The sequence below is a fragment of the Sphingobium cupriresistens LL01 genome (assembly GCF_001046645.1).
In the GTDB taxonomy this organism is placed as follows: domain Bacteria; phylum Pseudomonadota; class Alphaproteobacteria; order Sphingomonadales; family Sphingomonadaceae; genus Sphingobium; species Sphingobium cupriresistens.
This window is the reverse complement of sequence record NZ_KQ130434.1, coordinates 2,159,566-2,184,260: the sequence shown is the minus strand read 5'-3', so window position 1 is coordinate 2,184,260 and position 24,695 is coordinate 2,159,566. Positions and strand designations below refer to the sequence as shown.

Sequence of the window (24,695 nt, the reverse complement as noted above, 5' to 3'; positions counted from 1 at the left end):
GCGGAATGCTCGTCGGGCGCGCGTTTGTTAAAGCAGCGCGAGATTTGCATTCGGCTCGTAATAGGATAAATCGTCTGTCCGAATCATTTGCGCCCATTAAATGGGAGCGAATGAGCTAGAAATCGGAGATAGATGTGCTCGATAAAGTAAAGGAGCCTGGCGCAATTAGCGATATTCAGGTGGTCGATAAGGATCTATCGAAGGCAAAAGCTTCTATTTCATTAATTATCGGGATTCGAAATTGGGGACTTGATCGGCTCCGAGTGGCCATTCAGTCCCATCTCGTCAGCGAAAACGATTCGGTTCAGATTATTATCTCTGACTTCGGTTCCGACAATGCGCAAGAAGTCGAAGCGATTGCGTTAGAGTTTGGTTGTACTTATTTGTACACGCCATCTTCTGTTTGGAGCAGGTCTCGCGCGCTGAACGCCGGTACAACGGTGGCGCGAGGAGAGATTATCGTAGGAACCGACGCAGATATCCTATTTACGCCTGCGACCTTGAGGGTTGTCGCTAAGCGCCTTGCTGTGCTGCCGAATTCTATTCAACTGGTTCAATGTCGCGATCTTGATCAAATATTTAATGCAGACAGCGTGATGCCCTTCGATTGGGATCAGTTTTTCCTACATTCCAGTCTTCGCCCTCGATGGGGAATGGGGGGATTGGCTGCCGTCCGCCGAGAAACTTACGATGCCGTTCGAGGTTATGACGAGCGCATGGCTGTGTGGGGGGCTGAGGATAATGATTTTGTTCAGCGGGTTCGGGGAACCGGAGCTCCGGTCTGCTGGATTGAAGAGGATGATGTTCAAATTTATCACATTTGGCACCTTCCGTTTCTCCAGAAATCGATCTCGAATCATGTTATATTCGACGCAAATAAAGAAATATTGAAAAATGATAAGTCTATTATTCGCAATACGAGCGGAGATTGCATATTTAAGCCGGTCGGTCCGTTAGTCTCCGTCGTCATTGCGACATGCAATCGTCGTCAGTATTTGCGGGATTCGATAGAGAGTTGTTTAAATCAGAGTTTTTCTGATTTCGAATTAATTATTATGGATGATGCGTCTGACGATGGCACCAGCGATCTGGTTGGTGAATTCGAAGATGAGCGCATTCGGTATTATCGCTCGGAAACGCGACGCGGGGTCGCTGCATCACGCAACGCAGCGAACGAGCTCGCACGCGGCCTTTATGTCGCCGTCCATGACGACGACGACATTATGCTGCCAAATCGCTTGTCGGCACAGTTGGACGTTTTGCAGGCTGGCGATGTGGGTTCCTATGGCGGTTGGGTGGACTTTGAAGGTTTTAATTTGGCTCTTCAGGCCGGCAAGGTGCCATTCTCATTAGCGTCTATGTTGTTCAACCCCGCAGTTTTGTTGCATCCCACTGTTTTAATCAGGCGCGATGTCGCGGTCCGACATAAGTATTTTGAGGATTTTGAATCTGGTTCGGATTATAATTGGATGGCGCGTATTGCGGCGTCTGGAGTTCACCTGAGACATTGTAATCATGTGTTGATTCTTCGCAGAATACATGATTCGAACATGACTAAGTATAACTCTGCCAATCAAAAAGTTTCTTCTGCGGTTACTTCGGCTTTGTTGCTGAATGAGATGTCGTCTGAGCAAGAAAAGTACCTTCGGCATATTGGGCGAGAAACCAAGCCGGCGGAATTGATCCTAGACGGATTGCATGAGAAGGTTACGGCATTGCTGCCGAAGTCGATGCACTCGATTGAAGATCATCTAGATAAGTCGACGGTTCCTGCGCTTTATGCGGTATTTGATCGTAAGGTCCGTATAGCGCCGGAGCACAGAGTAGTGTTTCACTGGCACAAAATGCGGGGCTACACTTACAACATCATAGATTTAAATGACTTCGTCAAAACTAGAGAAATTTCGGTGGATTTTTATACACCGTCGGAAGATCGTCCGTTTTCGATAGAGGATCATGTGGCCATAACCGAGGAAATTGGTCCTAATGCACTCGTTTTGAGGTTGAACGGTCGGCCAGATTTAAACCATGATTATTTTCTTCCAAAGGGTGAAGTCTGCCTAATATGGGAGAAAGGTGAAAGCTATTTCATCGCTATTCCATATATTTTGGATATGGAGATGAGAGCGAAATCTATGAAAATTTCAAAGCGATTTGAGATTTTGGAAGCTGTTTCGATAAAGTCGGAGAAATCACTGTGAAGCTTTCGACGAAACTCGGCGTGACAGGCCGCCATGCTCATTTGAGCTGGGAGGCTGGTGCATATGATGGTATACCGCCGGTACCAAATGTCCACGTCAATGCCCGGTTTCGAGCACTCAATCGGGATCGTGAAGCGGTGGCTTTGGCTCTTGTGTACCACGGTTTCTTGTCGGGCCCATTGGAGTTCGTGAATTCATGTTCGCCATCCGTGGGTGCGCGGATAGAAGCGTTTTTCCTACCGCGTAGAGTGGATGTCAAAAGCTTAGAGTTGCTCGCGAAGGCATTGCCTTTAGGGACGCGTGATCTCTGGCTTGGCTCCTCTGCTGCATATGCTTCGCTAAACGGTTTAGCAGATTTGCAAATGGATTTTGTCAATGACCAAGCATTCGGAAGTTCGTTATCGGTGCGGCTTCTGGCAATTGCTAGCAATGTCGGAGCGCTTTATCGGATTGGCACAGATTCGGCCCAGCTTGCACGCCTAGGTGTAGCTATCATGTTTGCAGAAGATTACTCTGTAAGATCAATAACGATGCCGGTAGCAGATAATTTTTTGCAAAGTTCTAGCTACTCCGTCCAAAAGCTGAGGGCGTTGTGTGGTAGCGTGAATATCCGTTTGGATTTGCCTTGCTTGGATAATGATGTTGAAAATGATTTGAGTCATTTCAAGTTGTTTGAGAGTCCTCATCAAGCCATGCGATCGATTCCAAAGCGCAATTTGGAGATTATTGCGTGACCGAAGTTATTCAAGCTTTCTGCCCTCTCTGCTCTGGTTACAATTTTTCTGACCACCGGGGTCGAGAGAAATCTCACTGCGATAGTTGCGGTTCTTTAGAGCGCCATCGTTTATTGTTTTTTTATGCGCTGGAGCAAATTGGCGCTCATGATCGGAGCGCTTTTGTTGAGAAAGGTTTTAAACTACCTTCAGATCTCGCTGACGGCCTTGGGATACAAATGTTCCAGATGTCAGACGTGTCAGAGGTGGCGGCTGAACCATTTGATTTCGTATTTACCTGCGATAGTATCATGCCGGATATCAACATCTACGAATATTTTTTCGCAATTGATAAACTTGTATCACCGGGTGGTAGGGTGCTTTTGTTGCCGCTCGCTGATCCAAAACGCACCACGACTGATGCTTCGGGGTTCGGTCTTGATGTTGTCCATGTGTTTAATAGTATCCCTAGGTGGGAATTCGAAGAGATTGTAATTCCTCCGTCTAAAGAGGCTAGGATGCGTAGTGAAATGCGCTCGGCAAAGTTGTTTTCGGAAAATCAGCGTGGGTATGTTCCTTTAATAGGGCGTCGAGAGTCCCTTGTTAGTCAGTGAATATGATATGATGTAGTGGATTAATGTGCTCTGACTGACGGTATTTGGTAAAAAAAGTTGGCGGCTGATCATTGATCGGCCGCCAACTCGCTTCAAGCCAAGATGCCGTAGACCGCCGCGAAGGTATCGATGAAGGCGTTGCGGCGAACGTTGGCGGCGGAGGCCGGATCGGACGAATACATTTTCAGATCGCGCACCATGGCCACGCCCTCCATCATGCCGACGAATTTATGCGCGGCATTGGTGTTGCCGGGGCGACCGCCGAACCAGATTCCAACGCCCGCTTCCTTCACATTCTCCAGCAGCGCAGCGCCGATCATCGTCTTGCCCAGGAACGCGGCCATGCGGCCCGCCTCCGCATCATAGTGGACGGTCAGGATCGAGCGCGTGCTGTGCGGCACAGCCTGGTCGACGTTGAAGCCGCCAGTGCTGCCATGGCGCCAGCGCAGATCCAGCCCCTCATTAAGGTTGGTCTGCTCCAGCCAGCTCGCGAGCGATTCGGTCGCCGGCATTTCATAGGCGAGCGCACGGATGGTGCTGGAGCCATTGGCAACGTTGGCGGGGTTGAGCGCGAAGATGAAGGTGTAGGTTGCCGGCACCGCATAGGTCGGGAAAGCCAGACGCTGCTGGTTTTCCGCCGCCGACCAGACATAGCCGATATTGTCCTTCGATCCGCCCGAGGGCGCGCGGGTGACGCCGTTGTCCACAGTGCCGGGAACGCCGTTGCATCGGTCGCGCATATCCGTGGCGCTGCCGACGACCAGGCTCTTGCCATCGACCCACAGATCGAGGCCCTCGAAATTGACCAAGTCGATTTCCGGCTGGGTAATGTCGAGATACTGGCCGCCCTTGGCGCCGGACGAGCGGGAGATGAGGGTGCTGCCGCGAGTGGGGGGAAGTGCCATGATTAATTCCTTTCGTTAAGCTGAGACGGTGACGGAGAGTTCTTGCTGCTGCGCCCACAGGAAAAGCGGGCGGCCGGTGGTGTGAGAGCCAAAGAAGCGCAGCGATCGGAGGCAGGCGCGCAGGCCATATTGACGCCCCATGCCGTTGCGGTTCGGCGTGTCGGTCGCGGCTTCGCTGTAGACCTTGGCACCATGGCACCCGACCGACATGACCTCACCCGCGCCAGTCGCGTCGGCGGAAACGAGGAAGGTCATGATATTGCCATCGACGCGAACGCCGGACACCGCGCGGGACGCGGTGCTGTCGCGATAGCTGATGCCATATGCGCCGGGATCCAACACGCCATCGGTGTCGATCGTCCACGGTTCGGACAGGATCGCGGTCACCACGCGCCCGACCCGTTTGGCCGAGATGACCGAGGGCCAGCGGAAACGGCCATAGGTCACCATTTCCCAGATGATGTGGCCCGCCAGTTCGTCAAAATAGCGGTGGGCCTGCGCCAGATGATGGACTGTCGGCACGTCGTTGGTGGTGCTCCAGTAGAGCGGCATGGCGTCGGCGAAATTGGATTTGATCGCCGCCCAATTGCTCATGGCCAGCGCTGCGGGTTGAGGCAGGCCGCTGTTCAAATCCTTCGTGGACGCCGGCTGACACAGGACGATCGGAATGGCCTCGGTCTGGCCAGTCAGCGCCATCAGCGCATCCGTCTTGGCGCGCAGGATATCGAGCCGCGCCTGATATTGGGCGACGGTATCGCTGTCGTTATTCTCGCCCTGGTTCCAGATTATACCGCGCACGCGGGGGGTCATGCCGAGCGCGGTCGCGAGGCTTGCCGCTGCGGAAATCATCGTGCGGAAATCTGCCCACGGCTGCGCATCGCTCCCAACCGATGCACCCACAAGGTTGGTGAAGCTGTTGCCGGAAAAGGACTGGTTGATGAGCAGCACCTTGGACGACAGGCCCATGGCCATCGCATAGGCCTCAGCCGCGCCCAGCCCTTGCCCTTCGCGCTCGCCCACCACCATGTCCACGAAGCTGGTGTAGCGGTCTGCCGTGATCGGCGTGCTGGCATCGCTTGACCCGCCTGCCGACTGGTGAGGGTGCGCGCCACCATTGAAGGTCAGGCAGATGCCGGGCAGCGGGGGCAACAGCGTGAATTTCGAATTGGTAGAACCGCCCAGGGCATCCCCGTCAAAGCCGCCGGCGTTGGATTGCCCCACCTTGATGATGATATCCAGAAATTGCGCGGACAGCGCAGTCGTGGACATCAGCCGCCGCCAGGTCACCACACCGATTGGATAGAGCGCATCCAGGCCCTTCACCCGCAGCATGCCGGGGGCGACGACAGCCAACGCTTCCAGATCGCCCTGCTGCGACAAACTGATAACACGTCGCGTCGGCATCATCGTGCCCGGCGCTACGTCATAGACCGCGAGCTGCTTGCGGCCGAGCTGCGCTTCGCCGGCGGGATCGGCGACCGAACGGGCGATGGCGCCGGGATCATAGCCGACGCCGTCATAGTCGGCGCTGTGCACTTCGCCATCGTCCGTCTGGCGTCGTGGGCGGATACCGCCGGTCACCGGCATGCGCACCGTTGGCTCCGACGCCAGCGGGCCAAGGATCATCCTGCCATTTTCATCGGCGCCGAACGGCATGGCGCCATCCTGGTCGATCATCATCGGGCGGATGCCGCTGGTTATGGGCGTCCGCACAACCGGCTCTGACGCCAGCGGGCCAAGGATCATCCTGCCATTTTCGTCTGTGGCGAGCGGCATGGCTCCATCCTGATCGATCATCACCGGGCGGATGCCGTTGGTGACGGGCGTGCGCTGCGAGCCGGGGCGCGCGAAATGCCCGTCCAGACCGTCAGGCGTCATGATAAGCGAAGCCAGGCCGGTTTCATCGGTCTGGAGAGGCAAAGCGCCGCCAGTCACCGGCATGCGGGCGCCCTGGACGATCGCCAAACGCTCCGGCACATCGACGCCAGCGCCGACCTCCAGCGTCCACAGACCAGCAGATAGCGACGGCCGCGCCACGCGCAGGATACCGGTCCCGTCGAGCCTGCCCGCGCGGATATAGCCGGGCTGGGCGGGATCGATGCCGAACCGCTCGCCCACCGCAACGCCCGCTCCATCGCCGCGCAGCATGTCGGTGATGGGAAGCCAGCCCTTGGTCTTCACCCGGCCATAGGCACCGGGGCGGATGGTTTCCCAGGCGACGCCGGCGAAGGCGGAATAGCTGTCGGTGGACGTCATGGCGCGAACGGTGCGCTTGCCGCCTTCATCATAGGCGAGCGCCATCCCCATAAGGATCGCGGTGCCGGACGTGTTCTGGAGGCTGGACTCTTCGTCCATCAGGAAGGGCCGATACAGACCTTCGACATCATATTCGCTGGCGACGGCCGCGCCGCCCAGCGCCGCATTGATGAAGTCCAGCACCTGCGCGTTCGTCCAGGTGGTGAAGTCCTGGTTGAAGACAATGTTGATCGCCGCGCCGCCATTGACGCGCACCGTCAGAGTGACAGGCGCGCCGGTGCGATTGCCCAGCCGCTTTCCCAGCCCGGTTATGAACAGGTCGCGCGCCGGGCCGACGCCGACCTGGTCCTGGATACACCCCCAGCTGTACGCATCGCCGGCAAGGCCGACGTCACCCGCCCGCTCGATCGCCTGGCGGGTGAACAGGATCAGTTCGGCCGTGCCGCTGATCTCGACCTTGGAAGCAAGGCCCGTGGTGGCGGAGACGATGCGGAGCGCGCGGCTCCAGCTTTCGGGGCGGAAGACGGCAGGGCTGTTGCCGAAACCGACAATTTCCCATTCGCGTCGATCGGCGGGCTGGTCCGTCAGGGCGGTCGGATACCAAGGCGTGACGGCCAGGCTGATTTCGCCCGACAACATGTTGCCGCGCAGGATGCAGCGATCCATGACGCGCGAGCCGATCGATTCAAGCCGCACCGACCAACCACCGGCCTTCGTCGCGGTCCATCGACCGTTGGCCAGTTCAACGACGGACGGATCGGCAAAGTCCACTTGGTTGTGCGCCGAGAAGGCGGCGCGTGGCGCGGTGCCGCGACAGCCATCGAACAGATAGTGGGAACCCGAACAGGTGCCGACCGCAAAGGCGTGCTGCGACAGCCAGACGGACGTGGCGTGGTGGGCATCAGCCTCGTCATTGCCTTCGTGGATGCCCTCCACGTTGCGGAAGACAAGCCGGCTATCCGGCTCGAACTGCACAGCATCGACATGGATCGCATAACGGCCGTTGCGGACGATCGCGGTCAGACCCTCGATCTCCTGCGTCGCATTAAAGTCCAGGGCGCTGGTCTGGACGATCGTCGCCTGGTCCGTCGTGGCGGGCAGACGGGCGATGATGTTCGTGCGGCCGATGCCCGCGCCGCGCAGGGCGATGTGATCGCCATCGGTGCCGCTGCCCGTCAGGCCCAGCGAGTTTTCCGCAAAATCGCCTTCAGGCACGATGACGGCGGCCATGTCGCCGGGGCTGGCCAGCAAGGTCGCCTGCATCAGCGCGGCGGCGATGCTGGCGAAATTGCCGGATTTGAGCCGGGTTCCGATGCGCGCGCCGGTGCCATCGATCGTGCCCACGGCCTGCCGTACCGCGTCCGCGCGTGCGTTTTCACCGGCCAGCGCGACGCTGAGCAGCTGGGCGCGCGTGGCCAGCACCGATACCGGGGCGACCTTCGTCCCTTCTTCATCTTCGACGATGATCGATTCGGCGCCGGTCAATTCGCCTTCAAGTTCGGGAAGGTCTGCGATCTTGGGCATGGGTTACTCCGCAGGCCAGAGGGGATGATGGGGGATGTCGAGGCCAACCAGCACGCCCTTGGCGGCGGCGGAGATTTCCGCCTCGATCGCGTCGGAGGCGGCGCGCACCGCGTCGATCGCTGCAAAGCGCGCGACGCTGGCATCGGAGGGCGCGCGCTGGTCATTCAGCTGACGCCAGACCGGCGCTATCGCCTCGATCCGGCGTGCGGCTTCGCGCTTCACCTGGCGAACCGCCATGGCGCGACGCGCGATGATGGTGAGGCTGGGGCGCCTGGCGCGGGGGATGCCGTCGCTGTCTGCATCGATCGTGGCGCCGTCCCCCTGGGCGGCCAGCAGTTCGCGATGACGATCGTCGGAAATCTGCACGGCGTCCGCCGGCAGCGTGTGGTGCATGGCATCGTCGAAAAAGCCATGGGCGAGGGCGGAATAATAGATCGCCATGGTCAGTTTCCGATCGCAAGATAGGCGTGGCCGGCGCTGCTGTCGTCGGCCGAGAAGACGGAAAAGCCGGTCTGGCTGATGCTACTGGTGACCAGCACGGGCGGATTGTCTTGGCTGTCCGCGCCGCCGCTCGCGCCGCCGGCGGACGCGACGGAAAAGCAGGCGTTGGGAAAGGCTGTCGGAAAGAGCGTGCTGGACGTGGCGTTGCTGGCGGCGCTGAAGCGTCCCCATTGCAGGATCAGGCCACCGCAACCGGGCAGCGTGACATAGCCATTTTGCGCCAGGCTGCGCGCCAGACCTGACAGCGCCGCCGGCGTCACTGCCTTGTCAGCAGCCGTGCCGGTTACGACGTCGGCCGCGCTGGCGGCCAGCACGCTGATGACGCGGCTCGCGGTGAGATTGCCGCCGCCGCTGGCCAACCCGGCGCCGGTGATGGTGCGGGCGAGCAACGCGGTGAAGGCGGCCGAGAAATTGGGGCTGCCCGGCGCGATCAGTTCGCCCAGCGCGTCAAGCACCTGGCGCAGCTTCTTGGGCGAGATGATGCGCTGATCGTCCGCACCGGCGGCGGCTTCCGCTGCATCAGCGATCTCGGCCACACCCTTGACCGTTTCCGACGCGGGCGGCAGCAGGAAGGTCGTATCGCCAAAGGTGATGGCACCGGCGACGCCACTCGAAAAGCCGATGTCCAGCGCCAGCAGGAAGAAGCTGATCGAGACTTTGCGGAAGAGCGGCGTGGGCTGGCTGTAGACGGCAAACAGCGTGCCATCGGCCAGATAGAGGCCAAGCCCGCGCAGTTCGTAAATGTCCGTGCTGGCATCCTGCGCCGTCATATGGATGACGGTTTCGCTAACAGCCTGACCCGACACGGCTTCAATGCGCTTCAATTCGCCAGGCAGGCTGGAGATGGTGGGCGCCATGGTGAAGGCGTTCGCCGTGATGCCCACCGAAACGACCTCGATCGGCTCGGTCGATCCGCCCTGGGCGTTGACCAGCGCATCCAGCCCGGCGGTCGTAATCATGAAAATGATGGGGTCCATGGCTGGCCTCCGGGTTCAGAAATGAAAGGGAGCGCGGGGGATCATGCGACCCGCTCGACGCGCTGAATGGCTGTGCGATTGAGGGGGCCGGGGTTCACCACAAGATAGTCGCCCTCCCTCGCAAGGATCGGCTCGCCATCTCGCGTCTGCAGAAAACTGTCCCATACAGGATCGAGCGCGCTGGTCTGGTCGGCCAGGCTGTCGAGGCGGGCGAGGCCGCCGGCCTGGGCGGCGGACACCAGCCAGGCCTGCGCTTCGGCGCGGACGCGGTAGACTGCTAGCATGTGCGCACGCGCGGGTTTTACCTGGGCGATATCGCGCATGATCTCACCGACCAGGGCTTCGTCATAGAAGACGTCGCTCTGTGCCAGCAGCGGCAGTTCCAGGCGGAAACTGAATGGGTCCAGTGTCTCGCGATCCTGATGCCATTCCACAATCTCGATCAACTGGTCGAAGCGATCGAGGACGGTGCGGAGCGAGGCGCGGGTGCCCTTGCTACGCTGAGAGGCGATGGCGTCGGCCGCAGCATCGCGCTTTTGCTGTTCAGACCAGGACGATTTCCAAATGTCGATCGACAGGCCCCAGACCAGCCACGGCAGATCCTCGATCGGACAATTTTCCGGCGACCATTCATCGCGCAGCGGCACATCGATATCGAGCAGGCCGGCGGCGGTCTGCTCCAGCGCCTTCTGCAGCGGGGTCGATCCGGAGGGGAGCAAGGTGGGATAGGTCATTCGCCATCGCCCGTGTGGGTGACCATGATGTCGATGCACCATGGCGCCTGCTGGCGAGTGATAATGATGTCGGTTGCGGGGCTGGTCAGGGCCACGTTCTGAACGCCTTCGACATGCAGGGCGGCCAGAATGGCCGATCGCGTGATGTCGCGGCCCAGGCGATGGCTGTCGGCCACATAAGCGTCGAGCCTGGCGCGCGCCGTTGCAAGGACCAGAGACGCATCCGGTCCGCGAAAGGTGGTGACGTTGGCGACGACAGCATAGGGGACGACAGTGGCGGACTGAGCCGTCACATCGTCCGTCAGCGGGCGGCGCGTTTCGTCCGACAAATATGTTTCGACCTTTTCGACCAGATCCGGCGGCGCCACGCCATCGCCTGTGCGCGACAGGACGGACAGAATGACTTGGCCAGGCCAAACGGCCGCATTGAGTGCAGCGGCCATGGCGTTCCGCAGTTCGGCCGAGGCGCCATGCGAGATCAGCACGGATTGGACCAACTGGCGGATGCTGTCGGGCTTGGGCGTTGTGGCGCTGGCGTCCAGAACGTCGGCATCGGCCGACAAGGCATGGAAGATATAGGCACCTTCGGGACCGGCGACCGAATAGCCTTCGGGAGCCAGCACCATGCGGCGGCGAAAGTCGGTATCGCTTTCCATGACGGCGGCGATGCCCAGACCGTCGTCCGCCGGCGTGACGGTGAAGCGGGTGACGCCGAACAGGGCACCCAGATTGTCCAGATCCGCGCCATTGGCATAGGCGACCATCACCGCGCGCGCCGCTTCATTGATGCGCTGCCGGATCAGCTGGACCATATAGGAGACGACGCGCAAAACCTTTGTCGCGGGGTCGCTTTCACGCTCTTGGAAGGTCGGCATTTCCGCCTTCATCTTCGCGATGGCGTCAGCCAGGATGGTGTCGAAATCGAGCGCCTCGACCACGTCGGGCGCGGGCAGACGCGAAAGATCTACAGCGGTGAAGGTGGTATCGGCCATCGCGGCCTTGTCATCCGGTCGGACGGGCCCGCGCCATCGACTGCATTTGTAGAGGCCGCCTCTACAAATGGACGGTTAGCCTCAATCTTCGGCCATATGGTTGTAGAGCAGATCCAGCATCGCTTCGCGATCGATGGCGGTCGCACCGATCAACTGGCGTTCGGGATAGGGCACGGCTGTGGAGCGCAGCGATGGCTTATCCCGCAGGCCATAATGATGGACATTTGCGACGGCGGCCGCCTTGCCCGAAAATCCAACCCAGAAGTCCTGGTCGGTTGCCTGCGACCGCAGATAGCGCGCAGAGGCCAGGCGCCGAAACATCGCCTTGCGCCGCAGGCCGCCGCGTCGGCGGAGCGTGCCACCACCAGTGTTGCGATATTCATCGGGCACCGGCATCCATTTGATGATCTTGTCGAAGTCGAAGGAGCGGATGGCGCCGGCCTCGATATCGAAGCCGGTCATTATCCTGCCGGTCGCCCAGGTGAAGCTTTTCATGATGACGCGGCGCGGTTCGCCGCCGCCACCCGAAGGATAGAGGAAGCATGTCGCGCCGCGCCCCGATATGGGCGCTTTCTTCTGTTTGCGCGGGGCGAAGCCCGATCCGTCCGGCTGTTTCTGGCCGGCAATGCGCTGGCGCTGAGACAAGGCAAGGTCGCGCGCCATCCGACGCATCAGGGTGCGACGCTGGGCCGAAGACAGGTTGCGGATCAGGGTGCCGGCGATCCGCTCCAGTTCGGCCAGGTCATCGCTCACGGCAAAAGCTGTTCATCATTGGCGAAGGCCTGCTGGAACGAGGCGGAGACGCCGGCAAAGGCATCCGTCATATCCGGTTCGGGCGGATGCTGGATGTCATAACCGCTGCCATCGTCGCGGGGCAGGACCAGGACAGGTTCGATCAGGTCGATTGACAGCAGGATGTCCGACACGTCACCATCGAGCAGTTCCGCCTCGAACTCGAACGGGTCGCTATCCTCCCGGCGTAGCAACTCACGCTGTTCCTTCTCGATCCAGGCCAGCATGGGGACCGTGATATGATCGGGGTCGCCCGCAAAATCCCAGATCCCGACCTTGAGCGTATAGCGGTAGACGAAGGACAAGGTGCGCGATCGGCGGGCCGCGACGCGGCCGCCCTCAACATAGATTTGCAGGCGATCGGGATGTATTTTCAGATCGGGCAGATAGGCCGTAAGCCATTGCCGCAGACTGTCGGCCTTGCGCATCTCAGTTGCCGCCCCGCGCCAAGCGGACCTGGTCCTGCAATGCGATCAGGGTCGCGCGAATCTGGCCGGCGACATCATAGAGGCTGCCCAGGCTGCCCAGGCACTGCGCGCCGGTCATCTGGCCAGCATCAGTCCGCCGGACCATCGGCAATCGGGCGGGTGTCGCCAGATATGCCCCAGAGATCGTCGGCATTGGCCGTGGCGGCTGCGCGGTCGAGCAGGCCGACGCCATCAGCATCAACGCAGACATTGCGATAGACCGGGCGCTCAATGACTTTCTGGCTTTCATGGTGGATTTCCCTGACAATGGACTGGCGGGAATATTCGCGCTGCTGAGAGGCTTGGGCCGCATGGTCGATCTTCTCCTGTAGCTGGCGATGCGCCTTGTCGGCTGCCTGGTCCGCGCGATGCTGGCCCGCCTGTTCCTGAGCGCGGCCCACGCCGACGCCATGGGCATAGCCGCCGATGCCAGCGGCACAGGCGATCAGCGCGCCGACGGCCGCGACATGCATAATGCGCAGCTTCATACCAGCAACCCTTTGAAATAGGTCCGGCGCGAATAGGTCAGCACATCTTTGCGCAGTCGCCCGTCGCGATAGCTGACATGTATCCACCCGCTGTTGGGCTGACCCCGCACATGGTTTTCAAGGATCAGCTGGTCAAAGGCCATGCGGTCGCGGATGAAGCGGGCGACCGTGACATTGTCGATGCCGGGGATCTCGATATCCGCCGCTTCGCCCCTGGCATGCTGGCTATCGACGCTCGATCCTACCGCCAGGCATAATTTGGGGGTACGGAAGCCCGACGACAGATGGACAGGGCGACCGAATTGCGCGCGCAGCGGTTCCAGCACCTTGATGCATAGCATCTTCATCGACGCGATCTGCGCGGCGTTGGGCGTATTGCCGATCCGCTGGGCAATCGCGGTCGCCGATGCGGTGAATTCGGCCAGGGTGAAATTGGGCGATAGCCGCATGGGGCTTAGTCCTTCTTCGGGAAATAGCGATCCATCACGCGCGCGGGCAACGTGGCCAGCGAGTCGCCGGCGGAGCGCATCAGGCGGGGCGTGGCGTCGAAGGCGATCAGGGCGATGGCAAAGGCGATCGACTGGGCGACAAAGCCATTCCAGCCGGTCACGGCGATAATCCCGACCGTCGCATAATAGCTGACCGTGGAGCCGACGATCCATTGCACGAAGCGCTGCCTGAAGGGCAAAGCGGGCTTCCAGGCCTGGGCGACCGCCGAACCGATCAGCGAAGGGGTGAGCGAGGCGACGACTTCGGCAACCGAGGGGATGAGGGTGCGCAGATCCATGGATGTCAGTCCCAGAGTTGGATGAGGGGGAGGACGCGCGTATTAGCGGCATCGGCGGCGGCAGTGGTGGCGGCGATGATGACGGCGGCGCCGAGCGGCAATATGGAGCCGTCATCGACCAGGCCGGGATTGGCATCGAGAATGCGCGTCAGTTCGCTGGGGCCAAGGCCGGCCTCGCGCCAGATCAGCAGATCCAGCGTGTCCCCTTGTTTGGCGACCAGGCGCTGCGCCGCCGCCATCAAATCAGATCGACCGTGGTGCGGGTACGGCCAAGAATATCGCGGATCGCATGCTGCGCGTCGCGGCGCAGATCGTTGATCGAGCCTTCCAGTTCGCTGGCCTGGTTGGCGCCGGCGGCCGTGGTATCGAAATCGCGGTGGCGCTCGATCAGTTCGGCCTTGGCGAACAAAGCGACGGCGCGCTGATAGCCCTGGACGCGGACGCTGACGCCATCGATCTGCGCCGCCGGTACGGCCGCAAGGGTGACATGGCCGGCGGCGATCGAGGCGGTGGCGAAGGCCAGCAGATCGTTGCGCGCCGTCATGATCGCGCCGACGATCGCGCCGCGCAGGCGGGGCGCGCTGATACTGGTCGGGATGCGCGCGACGTCCCGCACATGGGCCGGACCGATATCAGGAAAGAAGCCGTCATTAACGACGATGGCTTCCGCCGCCGGCGGTGCTTCTATCTCCGACGATGGCGGGCGCGCGACGAAACTCATGCCAGAATGACCTGCGCCAGCTTGTTCATGGTGAGAATGCCGCCGCCTACAAAGACCAGGCCAAAGGCGAGCAAGGTGGCGGGAAGCCAGCGGGGGCGCACATCTTCATGCGCAGCCAAGGCGCCGCCGATCAGCAGGCATGCAGCGATGACTGCGAAAATCAGGCTCGCGAGCGAAAGCGCGATCGTCTTGAAAATGAGCCAGATAGCGAGAGCGATGGTCATGTTGTCTCCAATCCTCGCGCCGGCTTACAGGGGTGGGGATCGGGTCAGAGAGCGGCCCTATGGCCCGAAGGCCTCCCGCTCTGCACGATCCGCCCCTGAGCGCCGGGGGCGAGCTTGTCAGGCGGCATCGTCGCCGCGTTGTTCGTATTCGGGCGGGAAGGCGGCCAGATTGGCCGCGATCAGCTTTTCCGCCTTTTTGATCCTGGTGTTGACGCCGATGCGGCTGTGCAGGCGATGCGCTTCACGCAGGCTGTTGCGGGCAACCGTCAGGCGGGCGCGCGCCGCCGGCCCGGCTTCCATATCCTCGGCGATGGTCAGTTCCTCGGTGCCGATCGCCTTGAACAGCTTGGCGCGCACCTCGTCATGGATGTCATGCGCTTCGGTCAGGTCCGCGACACGATCGAGGATGTCGAGCGGGAAGGATGCCCCGGCGCCCTGAGCCTTGTTGGCGGCGTCCGCGATTTCCTCGACCACAATCGTGGCAGGGTCGCGCTGATAGCGCGACGGCATGGCGACCCGATGAGCGAACATGAAGGGGACCAGGTCGAGCGCATCCGCATAAGAGGCAGTGTCGATCAGCCAGACCATGACGGTGGGCAGCACTTCGGCGGCCGTGCCGGTGCCTACGCCGGCGTCGGCCGCGATCAGACCCGCGACCCAGTCCCGATATTCAGGCAGCATCTCGCGCTTGGCCGCGATCTTGAGGTCGATCGACTTAATTTCCTTCAAGCGCCGCAGATCATGGGTGAGGCGCAGCGCGATCTGCGCGGCGGCGCGATCGGCCGCGCTGGAGACGTTGATCCCCGATGCCGGGAGAGGAGCGGCATCGGGGACGGCCGCCACAAAATCGAGGACGGCCGCAGCATGTTGGGCAGCGAGAATTTTTTCCCGGTGACGACGAGCGAGGCTCATTGCGTGTCCTGTCAATTGGGGCGGTTTGGCGTGGGGGCGGCTGCCGGCGATCAGGCCGGCTTCGGCCCCATGACGATGTTTTCGATAAGGACGGTCTTGCCGTAATCCTCGACCACGAAAGCCTCATTGACGCTTTCATAGTTGGCTATCTGGGTCAGTTCCGGTTCGTCCTTGAGGTAGCGACGGCGCGATTCCTCCTGTTCGTAGATCGCCAGATTCTTGTAGCTGGTGATGAGGATGGACGAGGTGGGGAAGTCGGGCACGCGCTCGGCAGGGAAGCCGCCGACCTGATTGGCCGCCCGCAGGATGGCGTCGCGCGCCAGTTGCTCGGTCGCGGTGTCGCCCGCCTTGTTGATGATCGGCATATATTTGTCGTGGACCAGGTCGCGGCTGATCATCACCACCAGATCATCGGCATCCTGATGCCAGTCATCGAGCAGGGTGCTGGCGTCCTTCACCAGTGCGTCCAGATTGACATAGTCGCGCTTGGTGGCGTCGCTGCTGTCGGCGACATAGATCGCCTTGCCGGCACCCGACAGCGCGCCATCGTCCAGTACGCGCGCCGGGGCAAAGGTGCGGATCTTGTGCAGCCAGCCCTTGTTGACGTCCTGCAGGCGGGGATTGGCAACCAGATCGGTCGCAGCGGCGACCGAGGTGCCGTGGAAGCCGATAGTGATGCGATCGAGCGCCTGGCGCTTGAGGATGACGTCGCGGACCAACTGCTGGAATTCGGGCTTATGGCGCCAGGCGTCGAGCCGTTCCCACGAAATGGCATGGTCGTAGAAGGTCTGTTCGCACCGATAGCGGCCGCCATCGCTGGTATCGGTCGGATCGGTGGGCGTGCGGCGCGTGCCGCCGCGCGTGTTGACGCGGCCCGCCAGCGGGCGGGTGACGCCGACGCCGACCTTGTCGCCTTCCTGATTGACGACGGTTTCGAACGCGATCTTCTGGAGGAAGGCGCTCGACTTCTGGATCAGCTCCACCATCTTTTGCTGGACGGACGGGGCGACCGAGAAGCTGTCGGTCGCATTGGGGACGCCGCTCAGACGGGCGATCTGGGCCAGATAGGCGTTGAAGGCGATGCGAGTGTCACGATGCATGGGGAGGCTCCTGGGCGGAAAGGGCAGCGGGCGAGAGTTGCGGTCTGATCAGCAGTCGGTCTGGACCGTGGCGCCGCCGCCGGTGGCAGGCTGCCGGTGGAAGCTGTTCGTCTGCTCGGTCGTTTCCAGTTTGGTCTTGAGCGTCGTGAATTCGCCCTGCAGGGCCGCCAGCGCGTCGGTGGACGGCTTGATGGCGGCGGCAACCTGTTCGCCCAGCGCCGTGCTGAAGGCCGCGACGTCGAAGCTGTTGTCGTTCGCGGGCGGGGGCGTCTTGGGTTCTTCCTTCAACTTGTGTTCAGAGGGCGCGAACTTGGCCGCCATCGCCGAGAAGCCGGCAATAATGGCATCCTTGATGCTGGTCGAACTGACCTGGTCACTCTCCATGTCGATATCGACGGCCTCGAAAGCCTCGGAGAAGAGATTGCCCGGCGCGGACTTGCGCGCGTCGAACATGGGCTTGAAAGCTGCAAAGTTGAACGCTTCGACACCGAGCGAGGCGGGATTGTCGGTCAGACCAAGGCCGGTCATGCCGATCTTGCCGGTGCCCGCGAAGTCGGGGGAGATTTCCAACGAGGGATAGGGCTTCTGACCTTTGGCGCGCATGGCGATCAGCTGGTCATTGGGTTCAACCTGGGCATAGAGGGCGCGACGGCGCTGCGTCTGACCGTCGATGGTGAATTCGTCGGTCTGGGCCTTGACCGCGACGACATCGCCATAGCCGTTGAACGGCGGCTCCGGGCTGTAGCCCTTGATATGCTCGACGTTGATGCGCGGCGTATAGTTGGCGGTGTTGAAGGTCGCGACGATATCGTCAATCCACGAGGCCTCGATCTTGCGGCCGTCGCTGACGGTGAAGCCTTCGACGAAGACGCGGAAAAATTTGCTCTTGGCCATGGTTGGTCCAGGTTCCCGTGCTGGCGGGGCGGCAAGCCCCTGTTGAGCGCAGAAAGGGACGCAAAGAGGCATCGGCTCAAGATGTTGCATTTGTAGAGGCGGCCTCTACAAATGGAGTCCGGTGCTTCCCGGCGGATGCGCGCGGCATGGTCCGCCGCGATGACACAAGCATCCCCCCAGCCCGGCGCGCCATCTGCCCTATGGCAGTTCGATCCGCGTCGTCATGCGCGCAGCCTGTATTGGCGCGGGTGGGGCGTGACGCAGATCGCGGAGGAATTCGCGCTGCATGCTGTCGTCAATGACAAGGGCGGGCCGATCCCGCGCGCGACGATCGAGGCGTGGAAGCAACGCGACCGCTGGGATGATGCGCCGTCGATCCGCAAAATCGAGGACGGATTAGAAATCCGCCTCCTGACGCTGATCGCCAAGGAAAAAAAGACCAGCGCCGATTATGTCGAACTGGACGCGCTGCGCCGCCAGGTCGAGAGCCTGGCGCGTGTCCGCCGCCATGATGCGCCTGGCGGCCATGCCGGCGATCTCAACGACAAGGTCCGCAATCGCAACGCCGGGCCGCGCAAGAAGGCGAAGAAGAACCACTTCACCGCCGATCAGGCAGCCGAACTCAAGCGCATCTTCCTCGACGGCCTCTATGATTATCAGCATCGCTGGTGGCAGGCGAAGGATCAACGCACCCGCATGATCCTCAAGTCGCGCCAGATCGGCGCGACCTATTATTTTGCCTTCGAAGCGCTGATCGACGCGATCGAGACGGGCCGCAACCAGATATTCCTGTCCGCGTCCAAGGCGCAGGCCCACCAGTTCCGGTCCTATATCGTCAGCTTCGCCAAGCTGGTTGGTGTGGCGCTGACCGGCGATCCGATGCTGATCACGTCGGATCTGCGCCCGGCAGAAGAAGCGGCGGCCGAACTGCATTTCCTGGGCACCAATTTCCGCACCGCCCAGGGTCGCCATGGCAATTTCTATTTCGACGAATTTTTCTGGGTCCATTCGTTCGAGGAACTGAACAAGGTCGCCTCTGGCATGGCGACCCACAAGAAATGGCGCAAAACCTACTTTTCGACGCCATCGACCGTCGCCCATCCGGCCTATCCATACTGGACGGGCGAGCGTCGCAACCGGCGGCGCAAGAAGGCCGACCGGATCGAAATCGACGTCAGCCATAATGCGCTGGCGATCGGGTCGGTCGGCCCGGATCGCATCTGGCGCCATATCGTCAACATCCGCGATGCCGAGGCGGGCGGGTGCGACTTGTTCGATATCGAGGAACTGGAAGACGAATATGCGCCCGACGAATTCGCCAATCTGTTCCTGTGCGATTTCGTGGACGACAGCCTGTCGGCCTTCCGCTTCAACGACCTGGTCAAATGCGGTTGCGACAGCCTGGTCGAATGGGCGGACTTCAATCCAGAAGCCGCGCGGCCGTTCAGCTATCGCGCGGTCTGGGCTGGTTATGATCCGCAGGACAGCGAGAGCGGCGACAATGCAGCCCTGGTCATCATGGCGCCGCCCGATCGCGAGGGCGGCACGTTCCGCATCCTTGAAAAGCATCAGCTGCGCGGCTTGGACTTCGAACAACAGGCCGAATTTATCCGCGCCGTGCTGTCCCGTTACAATTGCACCTATGTCGGCGTCGATGCCACCGGCGTTGGCGCCGGCGTCTATCAGCTGCTCGCCAAGACCGAAAAGGGCGTGGTGAAGATCGAATATTCGCTGGAGGTGAAGGCGGGCATGGTCATGAAGGCGCAGAATGTCGTGCGCCGGGGTCGCCTGTCTTTCGAGGCCGGTTGGATCGACATCGTCTCATCCTTCATCAGCATCAAGAAGACGCTGACCACCAGCGGCCGCAACGTCACCTTCAAGGCGGGTCGCGGCGGCGGCGATGGCCATGCCGACCTCGCCTGGGCGGTCATGCACGTCCTGATGAATGAGCCGCTCGACGGCAAAGAAGCCCCCAAAGCAACAATGGAGATCCTATGAGCAAGCGCGCGCGCCGCATGAACAGGGCGGAGGCGCAGCGCGCCGCGCAGGGGGTGATCGTCGCCAGCAGCCAGAAGGCCGGCGTGGAAGCCTTCGCCTTTGGCGACCCCGAACCGGTGATGGACCGGGCGACATTGATGGATATGGTCGAGTGCTGGCACAATCAGCGCTGGTACGAGCCGCCCTTGCCGCTGGACGGCCTGGCGCGGGCGTTTCGGGCCAGTCCGCACCATAGCAGCGCGATCATCCTCAAGCGCAACATCCTGGCGGCTAGCCCGCCTTATTCACCAAAAGTGTCCTGAAGGGTTGGCGGGAGTGGCGTAAGCCTCTGATCTGAATTAGGAACTGGGTGTCTAAGCCGAACCTGCCGCAGGGCAGAAAATGCCACGGGCCACACCCGCCATGAACGATGATATCGCAAGCTCATTTGGATTCCCAGCAGTCGGCCGCAAGAAAATCACAGCTGCGTTCGACGGTGGCCGGCTTACCTCGGATGGCGGTGTTCTACTGCTTGCACAGGCCGAGCGCGCGATGGGGATTTGCCAGCGCCTGGCGGCTTGTATTGCCGATCCGCGCGATCCAGCGCGGGTGATCCATCGCCTGGATGACATTCTGCGTGCCCGTGTGTTCGCGATTGCGTGCGGCTATGAGGATGCCGATGATCTCGATGCTCTGCGCGACGATCCAGGCTTCCGCCTGGCGCTCGGCAAGCTGCCGGAATCGGGCGCGGGGCTGGCCAGCCAACCGACGATGAGCCGGTGGGAAAATGCACCGACTACGCGCGAACTGGCCAGCATGATGGCCGCGATGATCGACATCTACTGCGCCAGCTATCCCGCCCCTCCGACAGCGGTCACGCTGGATATCGACGACACGTGCGACGTCGTGCATGGCTATCAACAGCTCTCGTTCTGGAACGGGCATCATGGGGAGCGCTGCTTCCTACCGATCCATATCTACGACACCGCGACCGGCAGGCCGGTGGCCATGCTGCTGCGCACAGGCAAGACGCCTTCTGGAAAGGAGGCGGCGGGGCACATCCGACGCCTGGTGCGTCACCTGCGCCGTAATTGGCCCGATACCCACATCACTATCCGCGGCGACGGGCACTATGGTCGACCCGAGGTCATGGCCTACTGCGATGCGGCCCGCGTCGATTACGTGTTCGGCCTGCCCACCAATTCAGCGCTGCGCGCCGATCCCGCCATTGTTGCGGTCGCCGATGCCTGCGCGGTCAAGCGCGCCCAGCGTCAGTGTCCCGTCCTGCGCAACTATGCCGAGACCCGCTATGGGGCAAAGACCTGGAAGTGCCAGCGTCGCGTCGTTGCACGGATCGAGGCCAGCACGCTGGGCATGGACATCCGCTATGTCGTCACCTCGTTGGCAACAGGATCGGCCGAGCACATCTACGACACGCTCTACTGCGCGCGTGGTCAGGCCGAGAACCTGATCAAGCGCCACAAGTCCCAGCTCGCCAGCGACCGAACCTCGTGCCGCTCGGCCAATGCCAATCAGATGCGCCTGATACTGCACACTGCCGCATACTGGCTGCTATGGCGCATCCAGCAGGCGATGCCCAGGACCGCTGCTCTGGCAAGCGCGGAGTTTACCACCTTGCGCCTGCGGCTGCTCAAGGTCGCTGCGCGCGTCGTAGAAAGTGCTAGCCGCATCCGCATTGCCTTCGCTTCCGCCTGTCCGGATGCCGACCTGTTCCGCGCCCTCGTTCTCCGGCTGAAGCCTGCGCCGACGTAGCCCATGCGGCAGCGCCGCAGAACTCCGAGCCCAGCCCTTCAACCCGAAAAGCCCATCAATCCGAATGCGGTGAAACAAACGCCAGCGATGCCGGTCGTCCGCGCAATACAGCCAGCCGCAGCAAATGCCCAGAGCGGACCCGAAACCGAGCGTCGTGAATAAGAGAGGCTAGCTTCAAGCCGACGCAGCTTCTGTCGCGCAAGGCCTTCACGGCGGCGGTCCAAGACTATCTCGTATTTGGAAACGCCTATTTCGAGGGCCGGCAGAACCGCCTGGGCGGATTGCTACGTCTGGATCACAGCCTGGCCAAATATACGCGGCGGGGCGTGAAGCCGGGCAGCTTCTGGTGGGTGCCGGGCTTTGGAAATGAAAGCGAGTTTGCGGCAGGGAGCGTGCTGCAGATCATGGCGCCCGACGTCAATCAGGAGATCTATGGAATCCCTGAATATCTTTCGGCCCTGCAGTCGGCCCTGCTCAATGAGAGCGCGACGCTGTTCCGTCGGCGCTATTATCTGAATGGCAGCCATGCCGGCTACATCCTCTATGCCACCGGTGATTTTGCCGAGGGCGACGTGGATGCGATGCGTGACGCGCTCAAAAAATCCAAGGGGCCGGGCAATTTCCGCAATCTGTTCGTCCATGCGCCCAGCGGCAAGGAAGGCGGCATCAAGTTGCTGCCGATCGCCGAGGTGGGCGCGAAGGACGAATTTCTGGGGATCAAGAACACGACGCGTGACGATGTGCTGGCCGCGCATCGCGTGCCGCCGCAGCTGCTCGGCATCGTGCCGCAAAATGCCGGCGGCTTTGGCAGCCCGGCCGACGCGCGTGACGGGTTCCACGAACTGGAGATCGAGCCGATCCAGGCGAAGTTTCTGGAGGTGAATGACGAACTGGGGGAGGAGGCGGTCAGATTCGAATTGAGGGAATGATTACGCAACCGTTTGACGGGCATAGTGGGTTAAGCTAATGAGAAAGTAATACTGAAAAAATTCAGATGCTTACTTGAATGCCTTGGGTGAAAATGCCGTTATGAGCGCTATAAATCTGATTAAAGGTGTATCGACTGATCACCATGACCAACGTTTCTTGCTGGAAGATGGATTGATCGCATCATGTTGGGAGATTTCCGTTAAAGGTTATACGCAGGGTGGAGAGGTTTTAGTGTCAAGACATGGGTGGCTTGAAATGTCGTGGCCTTCAGATATTGAAAGGATCCGCGTTGCGCAAGATATCGTCGTGACAGAAGAATTGGCGAAAAGCCCGCGTAGTTTGAAATTTAATCTGATTACTGATGGCGCTATACCATATGGCAACAAGCTGGATTGGATAGCAATTGTTGGTTCTGAAACAAAATCTGCGTATAAGATAGATAAAGAGTTTTTATTCGAGGAAAAAATTCAGGATGGAAATCATTTTGTCTGTGGAAGAATAGAAGAAATGTCATTTGATATCGGAATGAACTATAAGTTCATGATTCAAATATCATCGAAAATATCGAATATGACGATATTGGATTCCGATTTGATTGCATTTTAAGTAAGAAGATGTGCCCGGTATATCGAGAAATTTCGTGCCGGACCTTTCGAATTGAATTTAAGCGGGGATGATCGCGCTGCAACGCGGCCACCGACGAGGATGCATCTCGCCACAACCAACCGGCCACCCTGGCCGCCCCGCCCTCGCCAGGGCGGTGGTTCATCTGTGAGCGAATTTCCTACATGTCACTTGAAAAAATCAATCCCGTCGCGCCTGCTGCCGGTTATATCGGCGGCAAGCGCAATCTTGCCTCTCGTCTGGTGTCGATCATCGGCCAAGTGCCGCATGACAGCTATGCCGAGCCGTTTGTCGGTATGGGCGGTATCTTCCTGCGCCGCAAGGTCCGGCCGAGGGCTGAGGCGATCAACGACGTCAGCGGCGATGTGGCCAACTTCTTCCGCACCCTCCAGGAACATTACCCCTATTTCATCGACATGCTGCGCTGGCGGGTGTCGAGCCGGGCCGAGTTCGATCGCCTGCGGGCGCTGCCGGCTGACCGGCTGACGGATCTGCAGCGCGCCGCTCGGTTCCTTTACCTCCAGCGGCTTGCCTTTGGCTGGAAGGTGCAGGGCAGGGCCTTTGGCGTCGATGCCAGGAACGGCGGCCGCTTCAACATCGCAAAGCTTGAGCCGATGCTGGCGGATATCCACGATCGCCTTGCCGGTGTCGTCATCGAGCAGCTGGGCTATGCGGACTTCATCCGGCGCTACGATCATGCCGGCGCGCTCTTCTATCTCGATCCGCCCTATTGGGGATGCGAGACGGACTATGGCCAGGACGTGTTTTCTCGCACCGACTTCGCCCAGCTGGCCGAGCAGCTGGCCGGCATAAAGGGCAAGTTCCTACTGTCCATCAACGCTACCGACGGCGCGCGGGAGACGTTCGGCCGCTTTCACGCGGCTGATGTCGCCACCACCTATTCCATCGGCGGCGGCCAGCCCAAGCCGGTGACCGAATTGATCGTGAGCAACTTCGAATTGCCATAAAGCAACAGGGTCGGCGCTGATGCGTCGGCCCTCATCCCCTGTATCGATTGACCAGACGCTTCCACTCCCGTTCGTCAGGCAGCGGCAGCGTGATGCGTGTACCCTGGTATAGGCTGAGTAGGTCGATACCACGCGGACGGACCTTGCGGCCTGATGACGCCCTGCAGATGCGGCACCACATCTTACCCCCCACATCGCGCAGATCGTCACTCCATCCCTTACGATAGTAGCGCCAGAACAGCCCGTGCGGATCGAACACGGCAAAATGTCCGCATACGCAGGTGACCTTCACCGCCTTGTGCCAGGCCGCCGCTTTGAACAGGCATGTGGCAACCTTTAGATCGTCGACATAACGCGCCACATTAGTCGACGGCCACTTCCATGCGGCAGAGCGCCGCCACGGCGAGTGCCCCGATCATGTACGGGCCTTCATCACGCAATCCGGCCCGCACTTCCGCAATAAACCTGCGGTTGTCGAAACCGCGTGTCTCTAGGGCTTTGCGACGGCGTCGCGAATTTCATCAATGCGCTCCATGTCGTGTCTCATGAAGAACATATGAAGAACGATTGCCGAGTCGGTCAACTGGCAATCACCTTGCCCCGTCGCGGCGCCGACCCGAA

At 60.7% G+C, this 24,695-nt stretch carries 27 protein-coding genes; 9 read left to right on the top strand and 18 right to left on the bottom strand.

What is annotated here, in order from left to right:
• The first annotated feature begins 134 nt into the window (after positions 1-134).
• Genes V473_RS22915 through V473_RS23550 form a run of 3 tightly spaced genes read left to right on the top strand, consistent with a single transcriptional unit; the run spans position 135 to position 3,528 of the window.
• A complete protein-coding gene (locus V473_RS22915) occupies positions 135-2,201 on the top strand; it encodes a glycosyltransferase (RefSeq protein ID WP_082679064.1) in 2,067 nt (688 codons plus the stop codon).
• Positions 2,198-2,935, top strand: a complete 738-nt coding sequence (locus tag V473_RS23555) for a hypothetical protein (RefSeq protein ID WP_148648360.1) — start codon at positions 2,198-2,200, stop codon at positions 2,933-2,935. Before V473_RS22915 ends, V473_RS23555 begins: the two co-directional genes overlap by 4 nt.
• Complete coding sequence (locus V473_RS23550; RefSeq protein WP_148648359.1) at positions 2,932-3,528, top strand: hypothetical protein; 597 nt, start codon at positions 2,932-2,934, stop codon at positions 3,526-3,528. The genes V473_RS23555 and V473_RS23550 overlap by 4 nt, the downstream gene beginning before the upstream one ends.
• Positions 3,529-3,620: 92 nt before the next feature.
• Here the strand turns inward: V473_RS23550 and V473_RS10490 are convergent, their stop codons facing one another.
• The 17 genes from V473_RS10490 to V473_RS10405 form a co-directional block, all read right to left on the bottom strand.
• Positions 3,621-4,433, bottom strand: a complete 813-nt coding sequence (locus V473_RS10490; protein WP_066603550.1) for a hypothetical protein — start codon at positions 4,431-4,433, stop codon at positions 3,621-3,623.
• 15 nt (positions 4,434-4,448) lie between these two features.
• The gene (locus tag V473_RS10485; protein WP_066603548.1) at positions 4,449-8,213 is read right to left on the bottom strand and encodes a hypothetical protein; all 3,765 of its coding nucleotides are present in this window, start codon (positions 8,211-8,213) and stop codon (positions 4,449-4,451) included.
• A gap of 3 nt (positions 8,214-8,216) precedes the next feature.
• Positions 8,217-8,654 carry a hypothetical protein gene (locus V473_RS10480; protein WP_066603545.1) on the bottom strand — a complete coding sequence of 146 codons (438 nt, stop codon included), beginning with the start codon at positions 8,652-8,654 and terminating at the stop codon, positions 8,217-8,219.
• Positions 8,655-8,656: 2 nt separating this feature from the next.
• Positions 8,657-9,691 (bottom strand): gp53-like domain-containing protein, encoded by a 1,035-nt coding sequence (locus V473_RS10475; RefSeq protein WP_066603542.1) that lies wholly within the window; start codon positions 9,689-9,691, stop codon positions 8,657-8,659.
• A 41-nt stretch (positions 9,692-9,732) separates the two neighbouring features.
• The gene (locus V473_RS10470) at positions 9,733-10,425 is read right to left on the bottom strand and encodes a phage tail protein I (protein ID WP_066603539.1); all 693 of its coding nucleotides are present in this window, start codon (positions 10,423-10,425) and stop codon (positions 9,733-9,735) included.
• Complete coding sequence (locus tag V473_RS10465) at positions 10,422-11,417, bottom strand: baseplate assembly protein (RefSeq protein ID WP_066603537.1); 996 nt, start codon at positions 11,415-11,417, stop codon at positions 10,422-10,424. The genes V473_RS10470 and V473_RS10465 overlap by 4 nt, the downstream gene beginning before the upstream one ends.
• Before the next feature lie 81 nt (positions 11,418-11,498).
• Positions 11,499-12,170, bottom strand: coding sequence for a phage virion morphogenesis protein (locus V473_RS10460; RefSeq protein WP_066603535.1), 672 nt, complete (start codon positions 12,168-12,170; stop codon positions 11,499-11,501).
• Positions 12,167-12,637 (bottom strand): phage tail protein, encoded by a 471-nt coding sequence (locus V473_RS10455; RefSeq protein WP_066603532.1) that lies wholly within the window; start codon positions 12,635-12,637, stop codon positions 12,167-12,169. Before V473_RS10455 ends, V473_RS10460 begins: the two co-directional genes overlap by 4 nt.
• A gap of 128 nt (positions 12,638-12,765) precedes the next feature.
• The gene (locus V473_RS10445) at positions 12,766-13,164 is read right to left on the bottom strand and encodes a hypothetical protein (protein ID WP_066603530.1); all 399 of its coding nucleotides are present in this window, start codon (positions 13,162-13,164) and stop codon (positions 12,766-12,768) included.
• Positions 13,161-13,613 carry a D-Ala-D-Ala carboxypeptidase family metallohydrolase gene (locus tag V473_RS10440; RefSeq protein ID WP_082679062.1) on the bottom strand — a complete coding sequence of 151 codons (453 nt, stop codon included), beginning with the start codon at positions 13,611-13,613 and terminating at the stop codon, positions 13,161-13,163. Before V473_RS10440 ends, V473_RS10445 begins: the two co-directional genes overlap by 4 nt.
• A 5-nt stretch (positions 13,614-13,618) precedes the next feature.
• Positions 13,619-13,951, bottom strand: coding sequence for a hypothetical protein (locus tag V473_RS10435; protein WP_066603528.1), 333 nt, complete (start codon positions 13,949-13,951; stop codon positions 13,619-13,621).
• Between the two features lie 5 nt (positions 13,952-13,956).
• Positions 13,957-14,190: a tail protein X gene (locus V473_RS10430; RefSeq protein ID WP_066603520.1), complete on the bottom strand. Its 234-nt coding sequence runs from the start codon at positions 14,188-14,190 to the stop codon at positions 13,957-13,959.
• Positions 14,190-14,672: a head completion/stabilization protein gene (locus V473_RS10425; RefSeq protein ID WP_082679061.1), complete on the bottom strand. Its 483-nt coding sequence runs from the start codon at positions 14,670-14,672 to the stop codon at positions 14,190-14,192. Before V473_RS10425 ends, V473_RS10430 begins: the two co-directional genes overlap by 1 nt.
• A complete protein-coding gene (locus V473_RS10420; protein WP_066603518.1) occupies positions 14,669-14,896 on the bottom strand; it encodes a hypothetical protein in 228 nt (75 codons plus the stop codon). The genes V473_RS10425 and V473_RS10420 overlap by 4 nt, the downstream gene beginning before the upstream one ends.
• A 117-nt stretch (positions 14,897-15,013) precedes the next feature.
• Positions 15,014-15,808, bottom strand: coding sequence for a phage terminase small subunit (gene gpM, locus V473_RS10415; RefSeq protein WP_066603516.1), 795 nt, complete (start codon positions 15,806-15,808; stop codon positions 15,014-15,016).
• A gap of 50 nt (positions 15,809-15,858) precedes the next feature.
• Positions 15,859-16,908 carry a phage major capsid protein, P2 family gene (locus tag V473_RS10410; RefSeq protein ID WP_066603513.1) on the bottom strand — a complete coding sequence of 350 codons (1,050 nt, stop codon included), beginning with the start codon at positions 16,906-16,908 and terminating at the stop codon, positions 15,859-15,861.
• 48 nt (positions 16,909-16,956) lie between these two features.
• Positions 16,957-17,802, bottom strand: coding sequence for a GPO family capsid scaffolding protein (locus V473_RS10405; protein ID WP_066603509.1), 846 nt, complete (start codon positions 17,800-17,802; stop codon positions 16,957-16,959).
• Between the two features lie 159 nt (positions 17,803-17,961).
• Between V473_RS10405 and V473_RS10400 the strand changes: the two genes are divergently transcribed.
• The 6 genes from V473_RS10400 to V473_RS10380 all read left to right on the top strand — a co-directional run bounded on the left by V473_RS10400 (position 17,962) and on the right by V473_RS10380 (position 24,074).
• Entirely contained in the window at positions 17,962-19,800 is a 1,839-nt protein-coding gene (locus V473_RS10400) for a terminase large subunit domain-containing protein (protein ID WP_066605484.1), read from the top strand.
• Positions 19,797-20,102 carry a hypothetical protein gene (locus V473_RS10395; RefSeq protein ID WP_066603504.1) on the top strand — a complete coding sequence of 102 codons (306 nt, stop codon included), beginning with the start codon at positions 19,797-19,799 and terminating at the stop codon, positions 20,100-20,102. The genes V473_RS10400 and V473_RS10395 overlap by 4 nt, the downstream gene beginning before the upstream one ends.
• A 100-nt stretch (positions 20,103-20,202) precedes the next feature.
• Positions 20,203-21,552: an IS1380-like element ISSp1 family transposase gene (locus tag V473_RS10390; protein ID WP_013039775.1), complete on the top strand. Its 1,350-nt coding sequence runs from the start codon at positions 20,203-20,205 to the stop codon at positions 21,550-21,552.
• A gap of 158 nt (positions 21,553-21,710) precedes the next feature.
• A complete protein-coding gene (locus tag V473_RS10385; RefSeq protein WP_082679060.1) occupies positions 21,711-22,481 on the top strand; it encodes a phage portal protein in 771 nt (256 codons plus the stop codon).
• 82 nt (positions 22,482-22,563) lie between these two features.
• On the top strand, positions 22,564-23,088 hold the full coding sequence (locus V473_RS23540; protein WP_216628553.1) for a hypothetical protein: 525 nt from the start codon (positions 22,564-22,566) through the stop codon (positions 23,086-23,088).
• A 182-nt stretch (positions 23,089-23,270) separates the two neighbouring features.
• Positions 23,271-24,074 carry a DNA adenine methylase gene (locus V473_RS10380; RefSeq protein WP_066603501.1) on the top strand — a complete coding sequence of 268 codons (804 nt, stop codon included), beginning with the start codon at positions 23,271-23,273 and terminating at the stop codon, positions 24,072-24,074.
• A 31-nt stretch (positions 24,075-24,105) separates the two neighbouring features.
• Here the strand turns inward: V473_RS10380 and V473_RS22910 are convergent, their stop codons facing one another.
• Positions 24,106-24,435, bottom strand: a complete 330-nt coding sequence (locus V473_RS22910) for a hypothetical protein (protein ID WP_082679059.1) — start codon at positions 24,433-24,435, stop codon at positions 24,106-24,108.
• Positions 24,436-24,695 lie beyond the last annotated feature (260 nt).

Coding starts and splice junctions, on each gene's coding strand:
- V473_RS10435 (WP_066603528.1), bottom strand. CDS start 13,951: ATGGATCTGCGCACCCTCATCCCCTCGGTTGCCGAAGTCGTCGCCTCG.
- V473_RS10455 (WP_066603532.1), bottom strand. CDS start 12,637: ATGCGCAAGGCCGACAGTCTGCGGCAATGGCTTACGGCCTATCTGCCC.
- V473_RS10470 (WP_066603539.1), bottom strand. CDS start 10,425: ATGACCTATCCCACCTTGCTCCCCTCCGGATCGACCCCGCTGCAGAAG.
- V473_RS10445 (WP_066603530.1), bottom strand. CDS start 13,164: ATGAAGCTGCGCATTATGCATGTCGCGGCCGTCGGCGCGCTGATCGCC.
- V473_RS10480 (WP_066603545.1), bottom strand. CDS start 8,654: ATGGCGATCTATTATTCCGCCCTCGCCCATGGCTTTTTCGACGATGCC.
- V473_RS10395 (WP_066603504.1), top strand. CDS start 19,797: ATGAGCAAGCGCGCGCGCCGCATGAACAGGGCGGAGGCGCAGCGCGCC.
- V473_RS10410 (WP_066603513.1), bottom strand. CDS start 16,908: ATGCATCGTGACACTCGCATCGCCTTCAACGCCTATCTGGCCCAGATC.
- V473_RS10405 (WP_066603509.1), bottom strand. CDS start 17,802: ATGGCCAAGAGCAAATTTTTCCGCGTCTTCGTCGAAGGCTTCACCGTC.
- V473_RS10390 (WP_013039775.1), top strand. CDS start 20,203: ATGAACGATGATATCGCAAGCTCATTTGGATTCCCAGCAGTCGGCCGC.
- V473_RS10400 (WP_066605484.1), top strand. CDS start 17,962: ATGACACAAGCATCCCCCCAGCCCGGCGCGCCATCTGCCCTATGGCAG.
- V473_RS10485 (WP_066603548.1), bottom strand. CDS start 8,213: ATGCCCAAGATCGCAGACCTTCCCGAACTTGAAGGCGAATTGACCGGC.
- V473_RS10465 (WP_066603537.1), bottom strand. CDS start 11,417: ATGGCCGATACCACCTTCACCGCTGTAGATCTTTCGCGTCTGCCCGCG.
- V473_RS10430 (WP_066603520.1), bottom strand. CDS start 14,190: ATGGCGGCGGCGCAGCGCCTGGTCGCCAAACAAGGGGACACGCTGGAT.
- V473_RS10420 (WP_066603518.1), bottom strand. CDS start 14,896: ATGACCATCGCTCTCGCTATCTGGCTCATTTTCAAGACGATCGCGCTT.
- V473_RS10425 (WP_082679061.1), bottom strand. CDS start 14,672: ATGAGTTTCGTCGCGCGCCCGCCATCGTCGGAGATAGAAGCACCGCCG.
- V473_RS10490 (WP_066603550.1), bottom strand. CDS start 4,433: ATGGCACTTCCCCCCACTCGCGGCAGCACCCTCATCTCCCGCTCGTCC.
- gpM (WP_066603516.1), bottom strand. CDS start 15,808: ATGAGCCTCGCTCGTCGTCACCGGGAAAAAATTCTCGCTGCCCAACAT.
- V473_RS10380 (WP_066603501.1), top strand. CDS start 23,271: ATGTCACTTGAAAAAATCAATCCCGTCGCGCCTGCTGCCGGTTATATC.
- V473_RS10440 (WP_082679062.1), bottom strand. CDS start 13,613: ATGCGGCTATCGCCCAATTTCACCCTGGCCGAATTCACCGCATCGGCG.
- V473_RS10475 (WP_066603542.1), bottom strand. CDS start 9,691: ATGGACCCCATCATTTTCATGATTACGACCGCCGGGCTGGATGCGCTG.